Below are 18,234 nucleotides of genomic sequence, written 5' to 3' on the forward strand. Positions count from 1 at the left end.
TTTTGATACTTTTATCTATCTGCTTTGACTATCTAAAATATCAATCACTTTATACAAATTTGCTTCATTAATTTGGTAAGGGGCTTCTTTTCGCACAACTGGTTTGGCACAAAAGGCAATTCCGATACCAGCTGTTTTAATCATTGGAAGGTCATTAGCTCCATCTCCCATAGCAATGGTTTGACTTAAGTCTAAGCCATTTTCAGCTGCCCATTCAATAAGGCTTGCTTTTTTAACATCTTTGGTAACCACATCACTAAGCACTTTTCCTGTCAAAAGTCCATCTTTAACTTCTAAACGATTAGCTTTAACATAATCAATACCGATGCGCTTAGCCAAGACATCAACAGTTTCATGAAAACCACCTGATACCACGGCAACTTTATAACCACGATGATGAAGTTCAGCCACCAATTTTTCAGCCCCATTTGTAAAATGCATGCGAGCTAAAACTTTATCAAAAATCGTCTCTGGCAAGCCTTTTAGGAGACCCACACGTTCATCCAAAGCTTGTTTGAAATCTAGCTCACCATTCATAGCACGCGCTGTAATATCAGCAATCTTTGTACCAACACCTGCTTCTTCACCAAGCAAGTCAATTCCTTCTTCTTGGATGAGTGTAGAATCTACATCCATCACTAGCAATCCTTTTACTTTAGTCATGGCGCACCTCGATTGCTTTAGCATGAGCCTGCAAACCTTCGGCATAAGCAAGTGTTGTAATATCGTGACTAGCCGCATTGACAGCTGCTTTTGAGTATTGCATGTACTGAATTCGTTTCACAAAATCATGCACTCCAAGAGCTGATGAAAAACGACTGGTACTTGTTGTTGGCAAGACGTGGTTTGCTCCAGCATAGTAATCACCAATCGGTTCACTGGTGAAATGACCCAAGAAAACTGAACCTGCATTTTGTACTTTATCAAGATAATCATAAGCATTATCCATAGCCAATTCCAAGTGTTCTGGTGCCACTTGGTTCATCAAATCAAACATAGCATCAACCGAATCTGCAATGATAATGTAACCGTTATTTTCAACTGATGGGCGTGCAATGTTTTCACGTGGCAAACGTTTAAGTTGCTCTTCAATCTCTACCTCAACAGCTTCAGCCAATTCAGCCGAATCAGTTACCAAAATCGCGCGAGCACGCACATCGTGTTCAGCTTGAGAAAGCAAATCTGCAGCAACGTATTTAGGATTTGCTGAGCTATCGGCAATCACTCCAATTTCTGATGGTCCTGCAATCATGTCAATTCCAACAAGACCGTAAACCATTTTCTTGGCTGTCGCAACAAAAATATTTCCAGGTCCTGTAATTTTATCAACACGAGGAATCGTTTCTGTCCCATAAGCAAGAGCCGCTACCCCTTGAGCACCACCAACTTGAAAAATCTTATTGACACCAGCAAGTGATGCAGCCACCAAAATAGCAGGTTCAAAATATTTTTGCGGTGGGGTAATCATGATAATTTCCTTAACACCAGCAATCTTTGCAGGAATCACATTCATCAAAACTGACGATGGGTAAGCTGCTGTCCCACCTGGCACATAAACACCAGCTCGTTCAATTGAACGAATCAATTGACCACGAATAACACCATCAGTCGGTTGGTCTTCAAAACCTGATTCCAATTGTTGTTTGTGATAACTTTCAATGTTTGCTTTCGCGTTTTTGAGAGCTACCAAGACTTCTGGATTAATCTCCTCAAAAGCTTGGTTAATCAAATCTTGACTTACTTCAAAGTTATCCAAAGCAATCTTGTCGAATTTCTCAGAATAAACTTTTAAAGCTTTATCTCCATTTTTCTTGACATCTTCCAAAATTTGACGGACTGCATCGTCGACGTCAAGGTTTTCTTTACTCAATTCGAGTTGTTCTTGATAGAGAATTTTTGAAATTTCTTCTGTCGTTCCTGTTAAAACTTTCATTTAAAAGCTACCTCCTCATTTCCAACGATACTTTCCAATTTTTGGATAAATGGCATGATTTCTGGATTATTTTTCAAAGCTGCCTTATTGACAATCAGACGAGCTGATATACGACAAATGTCTTCATAAACCTTGAGACCATTGGCAACCAAAGTATTTCCTGTTTCTACGATATCAACAATAGCATCCGCTAAGCCGATAACTGGAGCAATTTCGACACTTCCTTGAATTGAAATAATTTCAACATCTTCGCCTTTTTTATTAAAATAATCAGTAGCAATTGTTGGATATTTTGTGGCAATACGCTTGCGCTTGTGATCATGCGGTTTGTAAGCGTCCGTTGAAGCAACAGAAAACTTACACAACCCAAAATTCAAATCAAGCATTTCAAGGTAACCTATCGGATGCTCAATAAGCAAGTCTTTTCCGACAACTCCAAGATCAGCAACACCATGTCGAACATAAGTTGTCACATCGGGTGCCTTAACAAGCAAAAAGCGGAATTTCTTGTCCGGACTTTCAAAAATTAGGTTACGTCCCTTATCCGCCATAAAAGACATGTCAAAACCAGCTTTTTCCAAAAGTTTTACGGTATCTTTTTTAATACGTCCTTTGGTCAAAGCAATCGTAATTTGATTTTCCATTAGGCACCTCCTTCTAAACTATCGTGTACTGCTTGGTAAATGGCATCAATATCTACTGCCCAACCAACTGCTGTTAATTTTTTAGCGCCAAAACGTTCAAATAACTTGTCATAGCGTCCACCTGAAGCAAAAGCATCTGGAACTTTGTCCCCAAAGACTTTAAACATGACACCAGTGTAGTATGGCATAGATGGAATTTGAGCTAAATCAATATGACTCTCAGGTAAAATATCAGAGACCTGTGCCAACAAATCTTCCAAATCAGTCAAAGCAGCTAAGACAGACTCATTTTTAACAAGCTTACGAGCTTTGCTAAGCACTTGATGACTTTCACCAAAAAGATAAGGCAAATTTTTCAAGAAATCGTCAAATTCACTTGGATATTTCTTCGTTAACTCATTTAATTGCGTGATATTTTTGTCTTTTAGTGCCACATCCAATTCTTTTTCTGCTGCAGCTGGTAAGTTCAAATCATCAAAAATCGTTTGTAAAATACCAGCATGTGAAAACTCAAATTGGTAAGATGGGATATCTGCCTTATCAAGCGATGCTTTTGCTGAAGCGATGGCTTCATAAACCGCCTCTTTAGCTGGATAACCAACGATTTCAATCCCTGCTTGTGTGTGCTCGTTCATCAAGCCACGCATTTCTTCATTGTATTTGAAGACCTTGCCTGAATATAAAAATTTAATCGGCGTTTCAACTTGGGTTGAAACAATCACACGTCCAATCTGACTAGTAATATCCGGACGAAGGGTCAACAGTTCGCCACTTTTATCAAAAAAATTATAATTATTTTTATTAAGCGTATCGCTAAAGACTTCAAAATGTTCCAAGGTCGGTGTTTCAATACGATTAAAGCCTTGACTCATCAAGAAATCACTGATATCTCGTTCAATTTTGTAGGTTACACGTGCGCGTTTGAATAATTTATCGTGCATCCCTACTGGTAAAGTCGTTTTTTTCATTCCATCACTCCTCAAATCATTTCAAACCTACAGCCAAGAATTCTTTAATCGCCTTAAGCACTTCTTCCATTTCATCTTGACGCCCGATAGAAATGCGCAAGTAATTTTTAATGCGTTCAACTTTTGGGAAATAACGCACATAAATATTTTTAGCTTGTAAGTAGTCAAACAGTAAGGCTGCGCCGTTATCTGGACATTCTACTAAGACAAAATTTGTCTTTGATTCTAAAACCTTAAAGTCTAAAAATCTCAACTCTTTTGCAAACCAATCTCTGGTTGCCATGATTTTTTGGCAAGTGTCTTCATAATAATCCCAAGATTCAACAGCTGCAAGCGCTAATTTTTCAGCAATCAAATCAACATTATATGGATTAACGGAATTCTTAACCGCATTAATCACCGCCATTAATTTTGGACTTCCCAAACCATAACCAACTCGCAAACCAGCAAGGCAAGCATCTTTTGAAAATGTCCGTGTGATAAAGACATTCTCATATTTTTTAAGCAATGGCAGAGCACTTTGACCACCAAAGTTAATATAAGCTTCATCAATAATGACGACCACGTCTTGATTAGCACGAATAATCTTTTCAAGCCCATCAAGCGATTTATAAATGCCAGTTGGCGCATTAGGATTGGTGATGATAATTCCTCCATTGTCAGCAATGTAATCACTAGAGTCAATCTCAAACTGCTCATTCAATGGAATTTCATGGTAATTGACATGATACAAATCCGCCCAAACCTTGTAAAATCCATAAGTTAAATCAGGAAACAAAACCGGATCATCACTATTAAAAAATGCTAGAAATGCCATGGATAAAATATCATCTGAACCATTACCAACGATAATCTGATCAGGTTCAAGACCGTGTTGCTTAGCAAGCGCAATGCGTAGTGATTTTTGATCCAAGGTCGAATATTTTCGCAATTGATGGACATCAAACTGTGAAAAAACTTCTGCTACTTTTGGACTTGGTCCATAAGCATTTTCATTTGTATTTAGTTTAATTAAATTTTCACCGCTTGGTTGGCTTCCGGCAACGTAAGGTTCAATTTCTCTCAATCCTTTAATAGTTGTCATAATAAGATCCTTTCTATTTTCTGATATAAAAAAGACGCCCTCGCAAAAAAACTTTGCAAGGACGTTAACAACGTGGTTCCACCTTTGATTCAACAGCAAGTCACCTTAACTGCTCTCATGAAGTACTAGACTTCTAATCCGTAACGTGGATCCATCCGTCGTGCACTACTAGCTAGAAGCATTCGCACACGCACTCAAGAATGTGTCGCCTAAGGATTGCATGCTTTTCTCACCACCAAGCACTCTCTGTCTGTTGTCTTAGGCTTTTTCTATCATCGCTTTTTTATATTAAAGCTATTTTACAAGAAAATTCTGAAAATATCAAGCTAAATTTTTAGAATCTTTATATTTATACCCAAAATTTTAAGTCAACTTAACCCAAAATAGAATAAAAGTATCAAAAAAGGCTTAGAAAGTTTCTAAACCTTTTTTTCTTATATGACATATCATCTTAGAAACGAATTTGTTCACGTGTTTTTTCATATGATGATACGAAACGATCAGTTACACCTGGTTCAACTGTTTCAAGTGCATATGAGATTTCGTCAAATGACGCTTGATAATTGTTATCTACTTCAAAGAGATGCAAAGCATGTTCGAAACTGCTTTGAACACTTGGCTCGAAGCTACGGTAACGGTTAGAGTATTGTAACAACTGTTCAGTCAATGTTGCATTTTGAACAACTTGGTAAGTTGCTTCTTCAAGATTAGCAATTGCTGCAGTTGCAACATCAGTTAAACGAGAAACTGCTTCAATATCAATGCGACCGCGGCTAAGCTCATCAATCAAAACTTCCAATTGTTTGCTTGTTGTGAAGAATGCGCTCAAGAAATCTTGAGGAATTCCTGGTAAGTTACGTTTTTCCATGTAACGTTTGATTGAGTGCAAACGATTAATGTATTGATCTAAGCTTTGACGAGCAACGCTTTCGATTTGTTCAATGTTTTTGACATGTTCGAAGACTTGCATTTGACCTTCTTCAATCGCATCAAGAGTTTTCAATGTGCGATCAAAAATCAATTGAAGTTCAGAGAATGGTTTATCTTGATTATCGAAAACTTCAACGATTGGCAATGTTTCTTGTTCGATTTCTTCCAAATTTTTAGTGAATGAACGAAGACTTAAGTTTTCGTTATCATTCAAGATATACTTGTGAGATAAGCGTTTGATTTCGTGTTCCAATTTTTCGTTATTGGCTTTAGCGTGTGCCAAATAGTCTGGAATGATTTTACTGTCTTTAAGCGCAGCTTTGTGAGCAGCAATTTCACGTTCAAACAATTCATATAATGAATCGATTTTTTCTTGGATGTGTTCATTTTCATCACGAGCACGATCAAGATTCAAAGTCACAAGTTCTGATGAATTAGCACGGATTGCATCACGCACTTCTTGGAAACGAGCTTCAATGTCTTTTTCAGCGAAGTGGTAATTTTGTTCAAGCAGACGACGGTAACCTTGTTCCAAATCATCCAATTGATCTGGAAAATCATCTTCCAATTTAGCAACGATTGCTGGAATTTGTTCTGAAATTTGACCAAGTGCAATAGTATGTTCTTCAGCACGATCAAGTACTTCAGAGGCTTCAACTGGGTCACCTGTTGAGTTAAGTGTTACAAATTGTGAGAACTCAGCCTCGATGTTTTTCAATTGTTTTTCAATCTCGGGCATTGTTGAACCAAAATTGTCTTCTTTTTCTGAAATAGAAGCTTGAAGAGTTTCATATAAGTCCAAAGCATGCTTCACACGTGCACTGTTCTTTTCTTCTTGTTCTTTCAAAACAGCAAGTGCTTCACGAATCGCATTGATATCTTCTTCAACTAAGTTCAATTGGCTTTCAACATTGTCAATTTCATGTTTCGCACTGATAAACTTGAAGCTATCGTTAAGATCTTCAGCTTCAAAAATATGATTTTCAATATCTGAGAAAGAATTTAATGAAAGATCAACCCATTTTTGGTTCCATTCACGAAATGTTGTTTGACTTTGTCCGATAAGATGAAGATTTTTAACAGCTTCGACTTCTTCATTGACTGGTAATCCAAATAACGATTGCTTTCTTTCTTCCAAACTTGCAATCAATGAATCATTTCGTTTGCGTACGATAACGCCAACTAGATAAGCAATAATGACTAAAACAACTATTGCTACAAGCAGTAAAATAATTCCGCTCGACATTTAAAACTCCTTATAAATTGTCTTTTTTATCGTAAAAAATAGCTATAACATTACGATTATAACATACTTAGAGATTGTGTGCAGTATTTTTATGTTAATATTCGATTAAATATCAAGCGTACTGTAAACCGCATTTTCTTCAATGAACTCACGACGTGGTTCAACCTTATCTCCCATAAGCATATCAAAAATCTTATCTGCTTCGGCAGCATCATCAACAGATACACGCGCCATTAAGCGATTTTCTGGATCCATTGTTGTTGCCCAGAGTTGGTGGTCATCCATTTCACCAAGACCTTTGTAACGTTGAACAGATGGTTTTGAACGACCATTGCTGTAGCGCTCAATTGCCGCTTGTAGTTCAACTTCCTGATTAGCACCAGGTTGGATGTATTCTTTAATTTCACTACCCACTTTAACACCGTAAATTGGTGGTTGTGCGATGTATACGTATCCTGCTTCCAATACAGGACGCATGAAGCGATAAATCAATGTCAGAAGCAAAGTACGAATGTGTGCTCCATCGACATCGGCATCGGTCATGATAACTAGTTTGTGGTAACGAGCTTTGGTCACATCAAAATCAGCTCCAAAACCTGTTCCCATTGCTGTAAACAAGCTACGAATTTCTTCGTTAGCAAGGATTTTATCCATACTTGCTTTTTCAACGTTCAAGATTTTACCACGAATTGGTAGAATTGCTTGGTGCTCGCGGTCACGTCCTGATTTTGCAGAACCACCCGCAGAATCCCCTTCGACGATGAACAATTCGTTCATTGTTGCGTCGTTTGAAGAACAGTCTGCCAATTTACCAGGCAAGTTTGAAATTTCAAGACCTGATTTTTTACGTGTTACCTCACGTGCACGTTTCGCAGCAATACGTGCTTTAGAAGCAAGAATTCCTTTTTCAACGATTTTCTTAGCAATTTGAGGATTTTCTAACAAGAAACGTCCAAATGCATCGCTAAATAAACGGTTAGTAATTTTGACAACTTCTGAGTTTCCAAGTTTTGTTTTGGTTTGACCTTCAAATTGTGGGTTTGGATGTTTAACAGAGATAACTGCTGTCAAACCTTCACGAACATCGTCGCCAGTTAGATTATCGTCTTTTTCTTTAAGCAATTTATTTTGACGAGCATAATCGTTAATCACACGTGTCAAAGCTGTACGGAAACCTTGTTCGTGTGTACCACCTTCATGAGTGTGAATGTTATTGGCAAAGCTCATCACTGTCTCGTGGTAACCAGTTGTATATTGCATGGCAACTTCAACTGAAATACCATCCATTTCACCATCAGTATAAATAGGTTTATCAAAGATAACATCTTTGTTTTCGTTGATAAATTCAACGTAACTTGAGATACCACCTTCGTAGTGATAATGTTGTTCTTGTTCAATACCTTCACGTTTGTCAGTGATTGAAATACGCAAACCGCGGTTCAAGAAAGCAAGTTCCTGAATACGTTTAGCTAATTTATCAAAATCAAATACTATTGTTTCTGTAAAGATTTCGCCATCTGGAGTGAAGTGAACAGTTGTACCGTGACGGTCTGTGTCACCAATAACTTTCAAATCGTCAACAACATGACCACGGCGATATTTTTGATAATGGATTTTTCCATCACGATAAACAGACACATCCAATTGTGTTGATAGAGCGTTAACAACAGATGAACCTACCCCGTGGAGACCACCTGATACTTTATAACCGCCACCGCCGAATTTACCACCGGCGTGCAATACTGTAAAGACCGTTTCAACGGCTGGACGACCTGTTTTTTCTTGAATATCGACTGGAATACCACGCCCATCATCGACAACTGTAATCGAATTATCTTTCTCGATGAAAACCTCAATGTGCGTGGCAAATCCTGCCAAGGCTTCATCGATTGAGTTATCGACAATTTCCCAGACCAAGTGGTGCAATCCTTCTTTTGAGGTTGAACCGATATACATCCCTGGGCGCATACGTACAGCTTCAAGTCCCTCTAGGACCTGAATCTGACTGGCGTCGTACTCTTTCGCTAATTCTGCTAAATTTTTATTTTCTTCCGTCATTTACTTCACTATCTCCAATAAGGATTTTTTCCCATCAACTAACAAGGTATCAAAGCCAGCAGCTTGACCAGCTTCTTTATCAATTTCACGATCTCCAATAACCAAAGCATTTTCAATCTTATACTTTTCTTTGAGGTATAACATTGATTCTGGATTTGGCTTACGAGCAAAGCCGCTTTCTGATGTCACGACTTCTGTGAAATAGGGAAGTACCTTTGTTTTTTCTAAAATATCAAGGACTTGTTTATTTCGATGAGAAACCAAGAAATTTCTCCCACCGCTAGCCACAATTGCCTGTAAAACCTCGCTGGCGCCTGTAAAAAGAACCGGTGTTTTCAAATAATCGGCTTCTAATGCTTTATATGCTTTCAAAAATTGTGGTTGGTTTGGGATAAATTTTTTAACAGCAGCATCTGTTGATTCTTTTAGCTTTTCATAAACGTCATCATGCGATGCTTGACAACCAAAATTAGCTAAAGTTTTCACAAAAGCCTGAGTGGACATTTCATAATTATCGAGTAAAGTGCCACCCAAATCCCAGATATAATCATGGTAATTCATAACCAATATTATATCACAATTTTGCATTTTTTTATAGTCTCTACTCAATCAATTTCCCACATAGTCAAACAGGATTTTCAAAAGATTTTTGTGATAACAAAATTGCTTTTTAGGCAAAAAAAGGCTCGGGAGAATTTTCCCAAACCTCTTTTAATAACGTTCACTTCGTCTGAAATGCTCTTCAACTTCTTGCTCATGGTGCAAATTATTTTGATAACTCATTGATAGAATCAAACCAACACAAATCAAGTTAGTAATCAATGATGAACCACCTTGTGAGATGAATGGCAATGGAATACCAGTCAAAGGTAGAATACCAATCGCAGCACCAACATTTTCAAAAATGTGGAACAAAATCATCATGATAAATCCAGTTGAAATGTAAGTGTAGAATCGGTTGTTTGACTCAAAAGTCACACGAATCATGCGATAAATCAAAACAAGATACAAAGTCATAACAACCGCACAGCCAAGAAAACCGAAGTCCTCAGCAATAACTGTGAAAATCATGTCACTTTCACGAACTGGAACAGCAAGGTCAATAACATTGAAACCTTTACCACCAAGCCCACCGCTACCAATTGAAATCATACCTTGAGTTTGTTGGTAAGCAATTGATTTAGCGTATGAAAATGGATCTAGCCAAGCTGAAATACGATTAATTTGATAGGTATCCATCCCTAAACCATAGAAAATATCTTTGCCATGTGGTGATAGAAAAAGAGCTAGAAAGCCTCCAATAATCACCGTTACCGCAATCACAACAGGCAAGATAATCCACCAAGAAATTCCTGACAATAAAATCAAACCTGCTAGAATAGCAGAGAACACCATGGCCGTCCCAAGGTCTTTTTGCAAACCTAATAACACCATGACCGGCAAGGTAATCAAAGCAAAGATTCCAAGAAGCTTCCAATCGTTTTTTAAATTATCTTCTGGCACTTTGTGTCTAAACCAAATCGATGCTCGAGCTAGCATCAAAATGTAAGAGACCTTCATGAATTCGGAAGGTTGAAATAAGGTTACTGACCCAATGGTTACCCAGTTTTTGGCACCGGTTGATTCGACCAATTCTGGACTATAAAAAATCAAAGGTAAAATCATCAAAGCCAAACCCAAGCCATACAAATAAGGGGTGACTTTCCATAAAAATTCAGTACTAAAGAGCATAACAACAAAGGCAACTACACACCCTAAAAAGATCCAAACACCTTGTTGTGTCATTACTTTTGCAATTGTTCCAGGATAGTCATTTGACGTTGCAATATAAACGGCTACCAAACCAATTAGCAAAAGAAAAAAAACAGGTAAAATTACAGAATAGTCAATTCGACTATCAATAGAATATTTTTTTCTTGCCATGTTACTTCCTTCGTTTCTAGTCAAAAAATATTATATCATTTTTTAATTAGATTTGAGGAAAAAAGCTGGTGAAAATACGGGAATTTTTCAGAAAAAATCAAGGCATGGTTTTCAGGAATTTTCGTGTACATTTTCAAAAAAATAAAGCCATTAACTAAGGATAATTCTGATATAATAATCTTTTTTGGACAATTTTAGGTCAAGTGTATTTGATAACGAAAAAAGACCTTGAAATCAAGGACTTTTATGCCTACTTATATCTCCCCTGCCGGAATCGAACCAGCAACTACTCCTTAGGAGGGAGTTGTTATATCCATTGAACTAAGGGGAGCTATGAAAAAATCTGTCACAAGGACAGATTTTTTCAATCGAAAAGTTATCGCCAAAATTAACGACGGATTTCTTTAATACGAGCAGCTTTACCTTGCAATGCACGCAAGTAGTAAAGTTTAGCACGACGTACTTTACCGTGACGAACAACTTCGATTTTTTCTACACGTGGAGTGTGAACTGGGAATGTACGTTCAACACCGATACCACTTGAAATTTTACGAACTGTGTACATTTCTGAGATCCCTTGACCTTTACGTGAAATTACCACACCTTCGAAAACTTGGATACGTTCGCGGCTTCCTTCGACAACTTTTGCGTGAACACGAACAGTATCACCAGGTTGGAATGCAGGGATGTCAGTACGTAGTTGACCTTCAGTCAAACTTTGAATTAATGGATTCATTTATTTATTCTCCTATCTTACTAATCATTAGGTGCTTGTCCCAGCGGATTAGCCGTATTATTAGTGCGTCCATTACACACTCTTCTTATTTTACCAAAAATCACCATATCTGTAAAGCAAAATAGCTGACTTTTTTGAGTGTTTTTTCTAGAATGTCAAAACCTCTTGTCCTGTGTAAATAGAGTGTTTTCGATTAAGGCTGTAAGCAAAAATCATAATTAAAGCAAAATATGGCAAATTAGCAAAACCAAAGACTTCTCCTCCGATAAAAATCGGAGCTAAAAGTGTATTTGTGGCACTACCAAAGACGCTGATGTAACCTGCCGCTGCAACAAATTCAACTGGCAAACCAAAAACATTTGCTAAAACAACACCGAGTGATGCACCGATAGCAAAGAGCGGTGTGACCTCACCACCTTGAAAACCGATTGCTAAAGTTGCCACAGTCAAGACTAGTTTCAATAACCAATCATAAAAGTAAATGTCTTTCCCAGAAAAACTAGCATCAATCAGATTAGTTCCAAGACCTGAATAACGTCCATGATACAACATCAAGAAAAGAAGACTAAGCACAATCCCACCAAATAAAATACGATAGTAGGGATTATACATGACCTCTTTGGCTTTTTGTTTAGCATAGGCAAGTAAAGCAGCAAAGGCATTGCCGACTAATCCAAAAATAAGTCCTAGCAAAGCAAGTTTGCAAAACAACAAAGCATTAAAAGTTAGTGAAACATTGACAAAGTGAGCAAATTTCTCTAATCCTAAAACATGTGATGTTGCACTCGCCACAAATGAAGCAATTGTCATTGGTAAAAGAGCTGGTAATTGTAATTTGCCAAGAACCAATATCTCAAGTCCAAAAAAGACAGCCGCCAATGGCGTTTGAAACAAACCGGCAAACCCAGCTGCCATACCCGTTACAAGAAACAAGCGAGAGCTATTTTCAAAAGAGAAAAACTTGCTAAAAGCATGTGAAATCGTCGCCCCAAGCTGGACAGCAACACCTTCACGACCAGCACTTCCTCCAAAAAGATGAGTTAGCCAAGTTGCTACAGTTACCAAAGGTAACATGACCAACGGAATTTCTTTTTCAGCTTCTTGACTAACCGCAAAAAGTAGCCCCATTCCTTTGCTAGCTCGAGCATCCGCTTTTTGATAAAGAAAAACAATAACCATCCCAATCAACCCCAAAAAAGGAATCACATAATTGAAATGACTAGTTCGAAAGTCACTAAGTATGAGTAAGACGCGACCGAATACAGTATCAACACAACCTATCAGAAATCCAATAAGAAGACTTACGCCGATTACTTTTACAAGAACATTGTAAGAATAATCTTGATTATCTTTTAAGTTTTTAATCATGAGAGCTACCTTCTTAATCTAAATCAGCCTTTAATTGTTTAGCTTGATAATCGCGAGAATTTTTCATGATATCTGCAAAAGTATTGACCAGCGTCGTTTCAAAATCCTTATTTTGAACGCGACTAGCAACTTTATTTAAGACTACTTTTTCACGACTAGTATCTAAAATAGCTTTTCCAGTAGCTCTCTTATAAGCTGCTACTTGAGTCACTAGAGCTATACGTTTTTCCAGAAGGGCTACTAACTCTTGGTCTACTTGATCGATTTCTTGACGGATAATATTCAAATCTTTTACTGACATTTTTCCATATCCTTATCTTTTTTTATTTCTACTATAAAGATGACTTATTCTTTTTTCGTTTAAAATAAGTTCCTATTAAACTGATGGCAATAAAAATAACAAGCAGTACAATAATCAGTCTTAAATTTCCCGCAACAACCGCATCTCCACCTAAAGCATACAATAAACTACTCGGTGCTACTCCGATTGTAACGTAGAGAAACCATCTGTGCCAAGGCAATTTGATTTTTGCCACGTGATAATTGATGAGTAGGGTTGGAATCACAGGAATCATGTAACCTAGCATAATACCCAGTTCTTGATTTTCAACAGCATCGATGACATTTTTGAATCCTGCAAAATATTTTTTCAACTTGATATCATTGTCCTTTAAATTAATCATTTTCAGAATTCTAACAAAGATAAAATTGCCAAGGATATTTGCTGAGAGATTCATCAAAAAGCCAATAGCAGGGCCATAAATCAAGCCATTAAAGATAGCAAAAATCGCATTCGACATAAAAGGAATGGCTGCTGTTAAAGCTGTCAAAAATAGCAAAATAGTGATATTCATCAGATTTTTTGTTCGCAACTGCATCAAAAACTGTGTTAGAGTTGTTTTTGAACTAGATTGCCAAAAAGCGGCAATCAGTTGCCAGTGCCTGATGACATAAATCATAAAATAGCCACAAATACTAAGCAAACCAAGAATCACTAATAACTTGCGTAGCTGACCATATTTGTACTCATGTTTTTTCATATTACTTCCATTATAAAGAAAAGTTTATCTCTTGACAAGAAGACTCAAGAGATAAAAAGATTATTTCTAGAATTTTCAAATATTTACCCGATAGAATCTTCCATACTCATAGTAATCAAACTATTCATTTCGACGGCATATTCCATTGGAAGTTCTTTGGTGATTGGTTCCATAAAGCCATTAACAATCATAGCTGTTGCTTCTTCTTCAGAAATTCCTCGGCTCATCATGTAGTAAAGTTGTTCTTCAGAAACTTTTGAAACCTTAGCTTCATGTTCCAAAGACACATTTGAATTATGAATTTCATTAAATGGAATAGTATCTGAGCTTGATAAGTCATCCATTAAAATCGTATCACATTCAATGTGTGATTTTGAGCCTTCACTATGCTTGCCAAAGTAAACTGAACCACGATAGTCAGTCTTTCCACCATCCTTAGCCACTGATTTTGAAATCAAGGTTGATGAGGTATGTGGAGCATTGTGATAAACTTTACAGCCAGCATCTAGATGTTGACCATAATTGGCAAATGCCATGGAAAGCACTGACGTTTTGGCGTGTGGACCATCTAAAATCGAACAAGGGTATTTCATATTGACCTTACTTCCGAGGTTACCATCAATCCAATCTAACATGCCGTTTTCTTCGACCTTACCACGTTCAGTTACCAGATTATAAACATTGTCAGACCAATTCTGCATAGTCGTGTAACGAAAACTAGCATCACGTTTGACAATAATTTCTACCGTTGCTGCGTGAAGGCTATTGGTTGTGTAATTGGGAGCAGTACAACCTTCAATATATTGAATTGAAGCTCCTTCATCGACAATAATCAAACTACGTTCAAATTGCCCTGCATTTTCACCATTAATGCGGAAATAAGTCTGTACTGGAATATCACATTGCACGCCCTTTGGCACGTAAATAAAAGTTCCACCTGACCAAACAGCACCATTTAAAGCGGCAAATTTATGCTCACTATTTGAGACAATTTTTCCAAAATACTCCTTAAATAAGTCTGGAAATTCTTGCAAAGCTGTGTCAGTATCGGTAAAGATAATTCCTTGTTTTTGGAACTCTTCTTTCATATTATGATAAACCACTTCAGACTCGTACTGAGCTACAGCACCAGAAAGGTAATCACGTTCAGCTTGTGGAATCCCCAAACGCTCAAAAGTTTCTTTAATCTTATCAGGAACATCATCCCAGTCATTAACCTTCTTATTCGCTAGCTTTTGGAAATAAATGACATCATCAAAGTCAATTCCAGACAAATCAGGTCCAAAATCTGGCATGGGAAGTTTATAAAACAACTCCAAGCTCTTCAAACGATAATCAAGCATCCATTTGGGTTCATGCTTGTAAGCAGATATGTTTCGCACGATTTCTTCTGTTAGACCCTTACCCGTCGAATAAGTCGGGGTAAGATCATCGTGAAAACCATAATCGTAATCTCTATTTTTGGTCATAATGACACCTCACTTTATAAAACATTCTTTATGAAAGGAAGAGAAAAAAGAGATTGGAGCACACTCCAACCTCAGTTTCTTATTTAGTTTACTTTTTCAGAAATAGTTTCTGCGAAAGCTTCTAGATTTGCAATATCTTCATCTTCTGCAGATAAGTCAACTTTAACTGAATCCGTACCTTTTGTTGCACCAGTCAAGGCAAATTGTGCTTCAAATTCGTCAACTGCTTTACAGAAGTAATCGTAGAAAGTATCACCAGATCCGACAACACCGAAGATTTTATCTGTCAAATCAACATCTGCAAGATCTTCGTAAAAATCAACGATTTCATCTGGCAATTCGCCATCTCCGTATGTGTATGATGCAACAATCGCAACATCAGCATCTTCAAAATCAGCTGCGTCAACTGTTGTACATTCGTCTACTTCGACAGTGTGTCCAAGTTCTTCGAACTTATTTCCAACAATGTCAGCAATTTCTTCAGTATTTCCTGTCATGCTGGCATAGACAATCTTAACTAAAGCCATAGTTCCCTCCAAACATAAATTACCACTATTGTAGCATAATTTTACAGAAATGTTTTATATAAATTGTCAATTTTCGATAATAAATCAGCTTTTTGAGCTTCTGTTGTAAACGATGCTTGAATAGCATTTTTATTAAATGTTAGGAAATCATCAACTCCAACACCAAAATATTTAGCAAAGAGCGCGTATTCTCTTGTTAGGCTGGTGTCAGAAACCGTACGGTTATCAGTGTTAATGGTAATCTTAGCGCCAGCATTTTTCAAAACAAGAAAAGGAAACTCAGCTAAAGATTTCGCAGCTTTGGTTTGGAGATTGCTTGTCAAGCATAGCTCAGCTGTTACCCCTTTTTTGACAAATTCTTGAATCAATTCAGGTTGATCATAAATGGCCGTGGTATGTCCGATACGCTTGATACCAAGAGCAATGGTATCCGCAATGTAATGAGCGCAACCACATTCACCAGCGTGAAATGTCAAAGGAAGCCCTAACTCCTGAGTATGCTTAATGATAGCCTCTAATTCTGCAGGTGGAAAATCTAGTTCATTTCCTGCAAAATCAAAACCAGCTAATCCTTTATCAGCTAACTGGACGACATGGTCAAAAATATCACGTGTCACATGTGCAGGTGATTGTTTCATGCCACAGACAAGAACCTTAGCCGCAATGCCAAAATCTGCTTCTGCCTGCTTAAGACCTGACAGAACTGCTTCAACGGTCTCAGAAGCTGTCAATCCTTCATCCATTGAAAATTCAGGTGCAAAGCGAATTTCAGTATAAATGACATTTTCCTGCGCAGCTTGTCTAGCAACATCATAAGCAGCCAAATGTAGAGCTTCTTTCGTCTGCAAAAGCGGACGGACAAAATCAAACGCTTTTAAATAATCCATCAAGCTTTCTGCCTCAGCAGGTGCGGTAACTAAGTCCTTTAAATCTTCATCTGCTGCTGGAACAGCAATATCTGCCATATCTGCTAATTGACGAATTGTCTCTAGTGAGATGGAACCATCCAAGTGACAATGAAGTTCTGTTTTTGCCAATTCTTTTAATGTTGTTGTATCCAAGTTAGCCTCCCTAATTAAATTTTTTTAGCTACTATCTTAACACATTCTTTTTACTTTGCAAAGAAATTTTTCTTAAAAAATAAGTCACAGGATTTTTCCTGCAACTTATCCAAGTTTTAGCTTAAAATAGCTGTTTGTAAAGAGCGATTGTTTCTTCCAATTTATCTTAGGTATGAAGTCCTAGTCCTTTAGCCACATCACGGAAAGTTGCTAGAACATGTTTGACATTTTCGCGTTCGACAATTGGCAAAGTCATCGCACAACAAACACAATGTAGTAAATGATAAACGGCACCATGTTGGTGTGCCATAGCATGCACATAGCCAAGACCTGCATTATTAAAAGCCATACCACCCAAGAAAATAGCATTAACCATGGCTTCTCGCGCTTCAAGGTCATGACCATCGGCAACTGCACGCGGCAAGTATTCTTTGATTAACTCAATCGCCCCAACCGAAAGTTTTTTCGTTGCGGCGTAAGCACCTGGTGTTACCAATGCTTCGATAGCGTGAGTTAAAGCATCCAGACTAGTTGCGGTTGTTAATGACTTAGGCATTGAAACCATTAATTCTGGGTCATTGACTGACATCAAAACTAGGCTATTTTTATCAACCATAACCATTTTGACTTTGCGTTCTTCATCAGTGATAACATAATTAATGGTAATTTCAGCTGAAGTTCCTGTCGTTGTACTAATGGCAATTACTGGTAAGCCTGTTTTTTCTGATTTATGAACGACTTCGTAATCCAGAGGTCGACCACCATTAGTAGCTAGGATAGATATACTGCTGACAGCATCCTGAGGTGAACCATCTCCAAGAGAAATGATGAAATCACAACCATTTTCTTTTAGGGCTGCTAATCCTTCTTCAACGTTTTTAACGGTTGGGTTAGGGTCAACATCACTATAGACAACGTAGTCAATGTTTTCAGCATCAAGCGGTGCCGTTACTTTAGGTAAAATACCACTCTTAGCAATAAAATGGTCAGTTACCAAAAGAGCTTTCTTATAACCATATCCCTTGATGTAACTACCGATTTCCTTAACAACACCACGTCCAATAAGATTAACAGCTGGAGCATAAAATACTGACATGAGCATATCCCCCTTATGATTTTTTTATTTTTAGAAAACGTTTAGATTTATTGTTTTAGCACTTTACTTCTAAAAATTAAAAATAAAACCTTAGATTTATTTCAAAAATCCTCATTACCACCTCGCAGTCATTTCATGCTATAATAGGGTA

Annotated in this window: 16 protein-coding genes, 1 tRNA gene and 1 pseudogene; all 18 read right to left on the reverse strand. The window is 37.5% G+C overall.

Annotated features, from left to right (window positions below; translation table 11 throughout):
• Positions 1 to 15: 15 nt before the first annotated feature.
• Positions 16 to 663 carry a phosphoserine phosphatase SerB gene (gene serB / locus DQN23_RS05965; RefSeq protein ID WP_020917084.1) on the reverse strand — a complete coding sequence of 216 codons (648 nt, stop codon included), beginning with the start codon at positions 661 to 663 and terminating at the stop codon, positions 16 to 18.
• On the reverse strand, positions 656 to 1,933 hold the full coding sequence (gene hisD, locus DQN23_RS05970; protein ID WP_111712918.1) for a histidinol dehydrogenase: 1,278 nt from the start codon (positions 1,931 to 1,933) through the stop codon (positions 656 to 658). Before hisD ends, serB begins: the two co-directional genes overlap by 8 nt.
• Positions 1,930 to 2,577 carry an ATP phosphoribosyltransferase gene (gene hisG, locus DQN23_RS05975; protein ID WP_020917086.1) on the reverse strand — a complete coding sequence of 216 codons (648 nt, stop codon included), beginning with the start codon at positions 2,575 to 2,577 and terminating at the stop codon, positions 1,930 to 1,932. The genes hisD and hisG overlap by 4 nt, the downstream gene beginning before the upstream one ends.
• On the reverse strand, positions 2,577 to 3,545 hold the full coding sequence (locus DQN23_RS05980) for an ATP phosphoribosyltransferase regulatory subunit (protein WP_111712919.1): 969 nt from the start codon (positions 3,543 to 3,545) through the stop codon (positions 2,577 to 2,579). The genes hisG and DQN23_RS05980 overlap by 1 nt, the downstream gene beginning before the upstream one ends.
• A 16-nt stretch (positions 3,546 to 3,561) precedes the next feature.
• The gene (gene hisC / locus DQN23_RS05985; protein WP_058814094.1) at positions 3,562 to 4,629 is read right to left on the reverse strand and encodes a histidinol-phosphate transaminase; all 1,068 of its coding nucleotides are present in this window, start codon (positions 4,627 to 4,629) and stop codon (positions 3,562 to 3,564) included.
• A 451-nt stretch (positions 4,630 to 5,080) separates the two neighbouring features.
• Complete coding sequence (ezrA, locus tag DQN23_RS05990; RefSeq protein ID WP_020917089.1) at positions 5,081 to 6,805, reverse strand: septation ring formation regulator EzrA; 1,725 nt, start codon at positions 6,803 to 6,805, stop codon at positions 5,081 to 5,083.
• Positions 6,806 to 6,910: 105 nt separating this feature from the next.
• The gene (gyrB, locus tag DQN23_RS05995) at positions 6,911 to 8,863 is read right to left on the reverse strand and encodes a DNA topoisomerase (ATP-hydrolyzing) subunit B (protein WP_058814095.1); all 1,953 of its coding nucleotides are present in this window, start codon (positions 8,861 to 8,863) and stop codon (positions 6,911 to 6,913) included.
• Positions 8,864 to 9,424, reverse strand: a complete 561-nt coding sequence (locus tag DQN23_RS06000) for an HAD-IA family hydrolase (RefSeq protein ID WP_058814378.1) — start codon at positions 9,422 to 9,424, stop codon at positions 8,864 to 8,866.
• Between the two features lie 150 nt (positions 9,425 to 9,574).
• A complete protein-coding gene (locus tag DQN23_RS06005) occupies positions 9,575 to 10,786 on the reverse strand; it encodes an FtsW/RodA/SpoVE family cell cycle protein (protein ID WP_020917092.1) in 1,212 nt (403 codons plus the stop codon).
• Positions 10,787 to 11,045: 259 nt separating this feature from the next.
• Positions 11,046 to 11,117 (reverse strand) — tRNA-Arg (locus DQN23_RS06010).
• 57 nt (positions 11,118 to 11,174) lie between these two features.
• Positions 11,175 to 11,522 carry a 50S ribosomal protein L19 gene (gene rplS / locus DQN23_RS06015; RefSeq protein WP_004232567.1) on the reverse strand — a complete coding sequence of 116 codons (348 nt, stop codon included), beginning with the start codon at positions 11,520 to 11,522 and terminating at the stop codon, positions 11,175 to 11,177.
• A gap of 147 nt (positions 11,523 to 11,669) precedes the next feature.
• Entirely contained in the window at positions 11,670 to 12,890 is a 1,221-nt protein-coding gene (locus DQN23_RS06020) for a chloride channel protein (protein WP_058832721.1), read from the reverse strand.
• A 13-nt stretch (positions 12,891 to 12,903) separates the two neighbouring features.
• Positions 12,904 to 13,191, reverse strand: coding sequence for a chorismate mutase (locus DQN23_RS06025; protein WP_058832722.1), 288 nt, complete (start codon positions 13,189 to 13,191; stop codon positions 12,904 to 12,906).
• A 31-nt stretch (positions 13,192 to 13,222) separates the two neighbouring features.
• Complete coding sequence (locus DQN23_RS06030) at positions 13,223 to 13,930, reverse strand: TVP38/TMEM64 family protein (RefSeq protein ID WP_111712920.1); 708 nt, start codon at positions 13,928 to 13,930, stop codon at positions 13,223 to 13,225.
• Between the two features lie 83 nt (positions 13,931 to 14,013).
• Positions 14,014 to 15,399 carry a Fe-S cluster assembly protein SufB gene (gene sufB, locus DQN23_RS06035; protein WP_058832724.1) on the reverse strand — a complete coding sequence of 462 codons (1,386 nt, stop codon included), beginning with the start codon at positions 15,397 to 15,399 and terminating at the stop codon, positions 14,014 to 14,016.
• Between the two features lie 83 nt (positions 15,400 to 15,482).
• On the reverse strand, positions 15,483 to 15,926 hold the full coding sequence (locus tag DQN23_RS06040) for a flavodoxin (protein WP_020917097.1): 444 nt from the start codon (positions 15,924 to 15,926) through the stop codon (positions 15,483 to 15,485).
• Positions 15,927 to 15,967: 41 nt separating this feature from the next.
• Positions 15,968 to 16,987 carry an adenosine deaminase gene (add, locus tag DQN23_RS06045; RefSeq protein ID WP_020917098.1) on the reverse strand — a complete coding sequence of 340 codons (1,020 nt, stop codon included), beginning with the start codon at positions 16,985 to 16,987 and terminating at the stop codon, positions 15,968 to 15,970.
• 172 nt (positions 16,988 to 17,159) lie between these two features.
• Positions 17,160 to 18,083, reverse strand: a pseudogene (locus tag DQN23_RS06050) (iron-containing alcohol dehydrogenase); the annotation flags it as partial.
• Between the last annotated feature and the right edge of the window lie 151 nt (positions 18,084 to 18,234).

Origin of the sequence: Streptococcus lutetiensis, from assembly GCF_900475675.1 — a bacterium.
Classification (GTDB): Bacteria; Bacillota; Bacilli; order Lactobacillales; family Streptococcaceae; genus Streptococcus; species Streptococcus lutetiensis.

Bases quoted from the DNA above. Each gene is read 5' to 3' on its own strand.
- serB (WP_020917084.1), bottom strand. From the start codon at position 663: ATGACTAAAGTAAAAGGATTGCTAGTGATGGATGTAGATTCTACACTC.
- hisD (WP_111712918.1), bottom strand. From the start codon at position 1,933: ATGAAAGTTTTAACAGGAACGACAGAAGAAATTTCAAAAATTCTCTAT.
- hisG (WP_020917086.1), bottom strand. From the start codon at position 2,577: ATGGAAAATCAAATTACGATTGCTTTGACCAAAGGACGTATTAAAAAA.
- DQN23_RS05980 (WP_111712919.1), bottom strand. From the start codon at position 3,545: ATGAAAAAAACGACTTTACCAGTAGGGATGCACGATAAATTATTCAAA.
- hisC (WP_058814094.1), bottom strand. From the start codon at position 4,629: ATGACAACTATTAAAGGATTGAGAGAAATTGAACCTTACGTTGCCGGA.
- ezrA (WP_020917089.1), bottom strand. From the start codon at position 6,805: ATGTCGAGCGGAATTATTTTACTGCTTGTAGCAATAGTTGTTTTAGTC.
- gyrB (WP_058814095.1), bottom strand. From the start codon at position 8,863: ATGACGGAAGAAAATAAAAATTTAGCAGAATTAGCGAAAGAGTACGAC.
- DQN23_RS06000 (WP_058814378.1), bottom strand. From the start codon at position 9,424: ATGAATTACCATGATTATATCTGGGATTTGGGTGGCACTTTACTCGAT.
- DQN23_RS06005 (WP_020917092.1), bottom strand. From the start codon at position 10,786: ATGGCAAGAAAAAAATATTCTATTGATAGTCGAATTGACTATTCTGTA.
- rplS (WP_004232567.1), bottom strand. From the start codon at position 11,522: ATGAATCCATTAATTCAAAGTTTGACTGAAGGTCAACTACGTACTGAC.
- DQN23_RS06020 (WP_058832721.1), bottom strand. From the start codon at position 12,890: ATGATTAAAAACTTAAAAGATAATCAAGATTATTCTTACAATGTTCTT.
- DQN23_RS06025 (WP_058832722.1), bottom strand. From the start codon at position 13,191: ATGTCAGTAAAAGATTTGAATATTATCCGTCAAGAAATCGATCAAGTA.
- DQN23_RS06030 (WP_111712920.1), bottom strand. From the start codon at position 13,930: ATGAAAAAACATGAGTACAAATATGGTCAGCTACGCAAGTTATTAGTG.
- sufB (WP_058832724.1), bottom strand. From the start codon at position 15,399: ATGACCAAAAATAGAGATTACGATTATGGTTTTCACGATGATCTTACC.
- DQN23_RS06040 (WP_020917097.1), bottom strand. From the start codon at position 15,926: ATGGCTTTAGTTAAGATTGTCTATGCCAGCATGACAGGAAATACTGAA.